This window comes from Pontibacterium sp. (genome assembly GCF_041587635.1).
GTDB lineage: Bacteria > Pseudomonadota > Gammaproteobacteria > Pseudomonadales > Balneatricaceae > Pontibacterium.
In genome coordinates this window covers 1-5551 of sequence record NZ_JBFGYC010000253.1, presented here as the reverse complement: position 1 = coordinate 5551, position 5551 = coordinate 1, and the positions used below count along the sequence as shown (strand labels likewise).

Here is a 5551-nt window from a genome sequence, read left to right as displayed (position 1 = left end):
CGCGCCGCTTCGATCGCTGCATTCAAGGCCAGTAGATTGGTCTGTTCAGCAATATCATTGATCACCGAAGTAACCTGATCAACAGCCTGAGTTTCAGTTTCCAGCTGCAACAACATCTCTTCAGTATCTTTCAGCATCTGCAACATCTCGGTTGCTTGCTGCTCAGAGCGCTCCACAACCTCACCACCCTGATGAGCCTGTTTATCCGTTTCACCGGCTGCCCGCTCCGCTTCAATGGCGTTCTTAGCCACCTCTTGAACCGTCGCAGACATCTCGGTCATCGCCGCCGCAATCTGCTCCAGATCATCGTATTGACGCCCTACGCCCCGTTCAGTATCAGCCGTCGCATTCACCACCCGATTCACATGCTGATCGGTGTTCGAGGCAACCTGCTGGACTTTAGACATCAACTCACTGACGTGTTGCAACATGTCGTTGTAACACTTAAAAAGCTTACCGATTTCGTTATCTGCCCGGACAATATCAAAACGGTGGCTGAAATCACCGTCGCCCACCTGCTTCATACGACGTTCTAATCGCATGATGTTATCCATCAACATGCGCAGACCAAACATACGTCCCATGATCACCAGGAACAAAATCGCTACGACACAAACGAAGGAGATCATGAGCTGCATACGGGTGATGCTGCCCGACTCCTGAGTCATCATCACGACCGCTTTATTCATCTCCTTCAACACAACAGGCGATTGCTTATGAATCTGCCTCAGTGTCTCGGGTGTCGCGCTCTCAATGTGCTGCAACAACATATTTTTGTAGGTCATCCACAAGCCGTTGACCTTCTGCATTTGTGCCAGAATGTCCGGATTGGATATCGGCTTCATATTCTGCGCAGAATCACCTGCAACAATCGCATTGTGGGAGCGTTCGAACAGTTTGATGGTTTTTTCCAACACTGCACGCTGCTCGATTTTGGCTTCCACCAGCATCGCTTCTTTGGCAATTCGCTGACTGAGCATTCGCTGTCGACCCGCCACATTAATGGTGTTTGGATCAATTGCCATACTCATATAGAGCGAAACCCCTGACATCGCCGCTAGCAGGAAGATGATTGCATACGACAGGAGAAACTGTTGGTTCAACGTACGACAGCCTAGACCACTCAGGATACTGTCGATGAGTTGGGCCATACCGTTTTTCATAATGAAGATCTCCGATTACAACAAAACCCATCCAACACTGGCTGGTTCAAGGTTATTAGCTTAGTAGCAATACTGCTGAGTACCAATACTTATGTTATCTCGGCAGATATGCCGGAGAGTTAAGCGAAAGATGTATATCAACAAGTGTTAATATTGCACTGCGTCATAATCATTTAATAGAATTTACCTAGCCTTGAGTCTAAAGACAGACAAAAGCGAACCGGGCAACACTACCGATTGTTCCCCTGAAACAAGGAAACTGAGCACGATGATTATTAATGAGAAGCCTCCCCTTCACGATCAGCTGGAGTTCTTCATCGAGCAGGCCATAAAAGCCCCTCCCATTCGTACTGCCGTTGCTCATCCTGTTGATCAAAACAGTCTGGTTGGCGCAGTTGAAGCCGCAGAGCAAGGCTTGATCGAACCCATTCTGGTCGGGCCGGAAAGCAAAATAAAAGCCGCTGCCGAGAGCAATAAGCTCGACATTACACCCTATGAAATCATCGACACCCCGCACAGCCATGCTGCCGCTGAAGCCGCCTGTGATCTTATCCGTGTCGCTGATGCCAGCGCCTTGATGAAAGGCAATTTGGGTACAGCAGAATTGCTGAGTGCGGTCGTGCACAAAACAAAAGGAATTCGCACAGAACGCCGTCTAAGCCACGTCTTTGTCTTTGACGTACCAAACTATCACAAACCTATTATCATTACTGATGCAGCGATCAATATTGCGCCTGACCTGCTCACCAAACGTGATATCACCCAAAATGCGATCGATTTCTGTCACGCACTGGGTGTGGCAGTGCCTAAAGTTGCCATTCTGTCTGCGGTCGAGAAAGTGAAGCCGAACATTCAGAGTACAATCGATGCGGCCGCGCTATGCAAAATGGCTGACCGCGAGCAGATTATCGGTGGCATTCTGGATGGTCCTCTGGCATTTGATAACGCCATATCCCAACAAGCCGCAATTGATAAACATATCAAATCGGTGGTGTCTGGTGATGCCGATATTTTACTGGCACCGGATCTGGAATCGGCCAACATGATCGCCAAGCAGTTGGTCTATCTGGCTGATGCAAAAGCAGCCGGTATCGCACTGGGCGCCAGAGCTCCCATTATTCTGACCAGCCGCTCGGAAAAAACACTGGGACGCCTTGCGTCCTGCGCACTGGCATCTCACATGGTTCTACACCCGAACGGCCTATAAACAATGAAAACAGTACTCACCGTAAACGGTGGTTCATCCAGTCTCAAATGCGCTCTCTTCGCTCAACAGAAGGATGGTCTGAAATGCCGCTTCATCTTTAAGCTCAGCAATATCCTGGGCGATGCTCGCTGCAAAATTAGCGATGCAGACGGCCAATTAGTTGAAAAAGCTCCACTGGATCTGTCCACTACCTTTCGAGACAACCGTCATCAGGCCGCATTGCAGCACGTTCTGTCATGGATCGAGACACATGTCAGCAACAGTGAACTCATCGCGTTTGGCCACCGCGTGGTACATGGCGGCGAACAGTTCAGCAATCCGGTACGTGTGAACTCACAGTTGCTGATGGCGCTGGAACAATACGTTCCCCTTGCCCCCCTGCATCAGCCGTACAATCTGAAGCTAATTCGGGCCTGTCAGATTCTAGAACCGTCACTGCCCCAGATCGCCTGTTTCGATACCATGTTCCATGTTGGGCAACCAAAAATAGAGCGCAGTTACGCGCTGCCACGACGCTTTACCGACGATGGGGTACATCGTTACGGGTTCCACGGGCTATCTTATGAATTTATCCAACGGCAGCTGGCAAGCGCTAACACCGGTCGACTAAACACCGTCGTTTGTCACCTCGGTGCCGGTGCCAGTATGTGTGCCGTAAAAGACGGGCAATCTATCGCATCGTCTATGGGGTTTACCGCGGTAGACGGCCTGCCAATGGGGAGCCGGTGTGGCAGTATTGACCCCGGCGTGCTGATCTATCTTGCACGCCACTACAATATGGATCTGGACGCGTTGGAGCAGCTCATCAATAAGGAGAGTGGGCTGCTGGGGGTATCGGGTATCAGTGCGGACATGCTGGAGCTGCATCAGGCGGATCATCCCCATGCAGAAGAAGCGATTGATATGTTTGCTTATCGCATCGCGCTGGAACTGGGCCGTCTGAGCGCCACGTTAGAGGGCTTGCAGCAACTGGTATTCACTGGCGGCATCGGTGAGAACGATGCCAACCTTCGCCAGCGTGTGCTGGAACGCAGTCGCTGGCTTGGGATACAGGCCGATAACGCTGCCAATGATCGCGGCGACGCGTTGATCAGTACCGACAACTCTGACGTTATCGTCCGCGTTATTCCAACCAACGAGGAAGCGATGATCTCCATCCATGTTGAGGAAGTACTCAACGGCTGAGGTATAAATCCTCATCTAGGAACCTGTCGGACTTAACGCTAATCTACTGTGAAAAATTCGAATTTGGCCATATTTTCACGCAACGATCGGCCAAGCCGGACAGGCTCCTAGGCGGAACGCTTCTGGACAGGTTTCCTAAATGGGGCTAATCGTTTAATGGTTGGCCCCAGTTTATTTTTCGTATACATCAACCTTAATCAGTATTATCTGACACACTATAGGCCCCATAAAACCCAGTCTCAGCACGCGGGTTTGCGGATGTTCATATTTCAGTGACCGCAAGCACCTCACATCAGAAGGAGAACAACATTGGTCAGATTACTCATGACTGTATTTCTGATACTCAGTGATATCAGCGTGGTTGGGGCAGGGAAACTCACCGATTACTGGAAATATGATGAGTACTACGAGTTTCATCCGATACAAAAACTAGCATCCAACGAGCTGATCGAAGCGGTCCGAAACGATGCGGTGCCGATCACTGGGCAGACGAAGAAGATAAAAGTCGGCATCATCTACCCATCCTTTCAGTACTCCGGTTATTGGCTACGCAGCGTGACCTCATTTGAGCATCGCATGAACGAGCTGGGTATCGAATATGAACTGAAGACCCGTTACACCAAACCCTATACCGAAGTATCCAAACAAGTGAAGCAGATTGAAGAGATGCTTGAATGGACACCAGACTATCTGGTTTACACCCTCGACTCCGCCCGTCAAAAAGCGATGGTCGAACGTCTTATTCGTGGTACCAATATCAAGCTGATTCTTCAGAACATCACGACCCCAATCAAAGACTGGGGTAACAAACAACCCTTTATGTATACGGGATTTGATCACACCGAAGGGGCTAAACGTTTAGCCAGTTATTTCAAAAATCGTATGCCTCTAGGTACTCCCTATGCGGTGCTCTTCCGCAACAAAGGGCTCGTTAGTGAGATGCGTGGGCTAACCTTTATCCAAGAGATCGGAAACTATCACACACTGTTGTCCAGCTACTATACCGATTCGACCCGCGCAGGTGGCTACAAAGCAACGCAACAGATTCTGGCAGAAACGCCCAACGTTAAGTACATCTATGCTTGCGGTACAGATGCAGCGATTGGCGCCCTTGACGCGCTCCAGGAGGCCCGGCGTCCAGACATTATCATCAATGGCTGGGGCGGTGGATCTGAGGAGATTCAGGAGCTGGTCAATGGCAACCTTCAGGTAGTACTGATGCGGATGAATGACAGTAATGGCGTGTCGATGGCAGAAGCCATAAAGCGTGACCTGGAGGGGAAAGCCGTGCCTCTGATCTTCTCAGGGGACTTCACCATACTGGATGACAGTATGTCGCTGGATGAGATAAAGCGCGTGGAAAATAAGGCCTTCAGATACTCTAACAAGGATATGTAAAAGGGCACCGGCATGTACGCCAATTTACGTTTCAAAACAATCACGTTCATGTTGCTGCTGCTGGCAACCTGCACCTTCCTGATCGCTTTTCTGATCAATGCCTTCTATGACTCAAAAGAGATCATCGGTCGGCAAATTGACACGCATAACACTGCCATGGCAATCCGGCTGGAAGCAGGGCTACGCAGCTATCTCGATGGTGTCGAGGAAAATTTCCTGACCATCCGTTCCAATGAAAGGATGGTCGAATCCTTTTACCACGGAGATCTGGACAACTTTCTCAACACCTTGTCGAACTGGGAAGAGGAGTTCGAAAAGGTGCGCTATGACTTTATCGCCGTATCCTTCCTAAACTCAGACAAGTGTTTTCTGTTCAGTGGCTATTTTACCAAGCTGCAACATCTGTCCTGTAGCGATCTGATCATTCGAAGTGGTGGCACGGACAGTTATGGTTGGAACACCATAAAGGTTAACGATACGACACTGGGGGTTTACTCCACCGCGCTGGACATCAGAAGCTCAGGCAAGGTCATAGGTCAGCTGGTCGGAGGGATTAAACTCTCAGACAATCAATATCTGTTAGAAAAACTATCCTATT

The 5551-nt window shown here is 49.7% G+C and carries 5 protein-coding genes; 4 read left to right on the top strand and 1 reads right to left on the bottom strand.

What is annotated here, in order from left to right:
* Positions 1–1163, bottom strand: a 1163-nt coding sequence (locus tag ABYW01_RS12740) for a methyl-accepting chemotaxis protein (RefSeq protein ID WP_372833243.1), incomplete at its 3' end; no start/stop codon positions are given.
* A 268-nt stretch (positions 1164–1431) separates the two neighbouring features.
* On the opposite strand from ABYW01_RS12740, the gene ABYW01_RS12735 reads away from it, so the two are divergent.
* From ABYW01_RS12735 to ABYW01_RS12720, 4 genes are all read left to right on the top strand, one after another.
* Entirely contained in the window at positions 1432–2370 is a 939-nt protein-coding gene (locus ABYW01_RS12735) for a bifunctional enoyl-CoA hydratase/phosphate acetyltransferase (protein ID WP_372833240.1), read from the top strand.
* 3 nt (positions 2371–2373) lie between these two features.
* Positions 2374–3555: an acetate/propionate family kinase gene (locus tag ABYW01_RS12730; protein WP_372833239.1), complete on the top strand. Its 1182-nt coding sequence runs from the start codon at positions 2374–2376 to the stop codon at positions 3553–3555.
* Positions 3556–3864: 309 nt separating this feature from the next.
* Positions 3865–4953, top strand: coding sequence for a substrate-binding domain-containing protein (locus tag ABYW01_RS12725; protein WP_372833237.1), 1089 nt, complete (start codon positions 3865–3867; stop codon positions 4951–4953).
* Positions 4954–4965: 12 nt separating this feature from the next.
* On the top strand, positions 4966–5551 hold a 586-nt coding region (locus ABYW01_RS12720; protein ID WP_372833235.1), incomplete at its 3' end, for a hypothetical protein.

Bases quoted from the DNA above. Each gene is read 5' to 3' on its own strand.
- ABYW01_RS12730 (WP_372833239.1), top strand. From the start codon at position 2,374: ATGAAAACAGTACTCACCGTAAACGGTGGTTCATCCAGTCTCAAATGC.
- ABYW01_RS12735 (WP_372833240.1), top strand. From the start codon at position 1,432: ATGATTATTAATGAGAAGCCTCCCCTTCACGATCAGCTGGAGTTCTTC.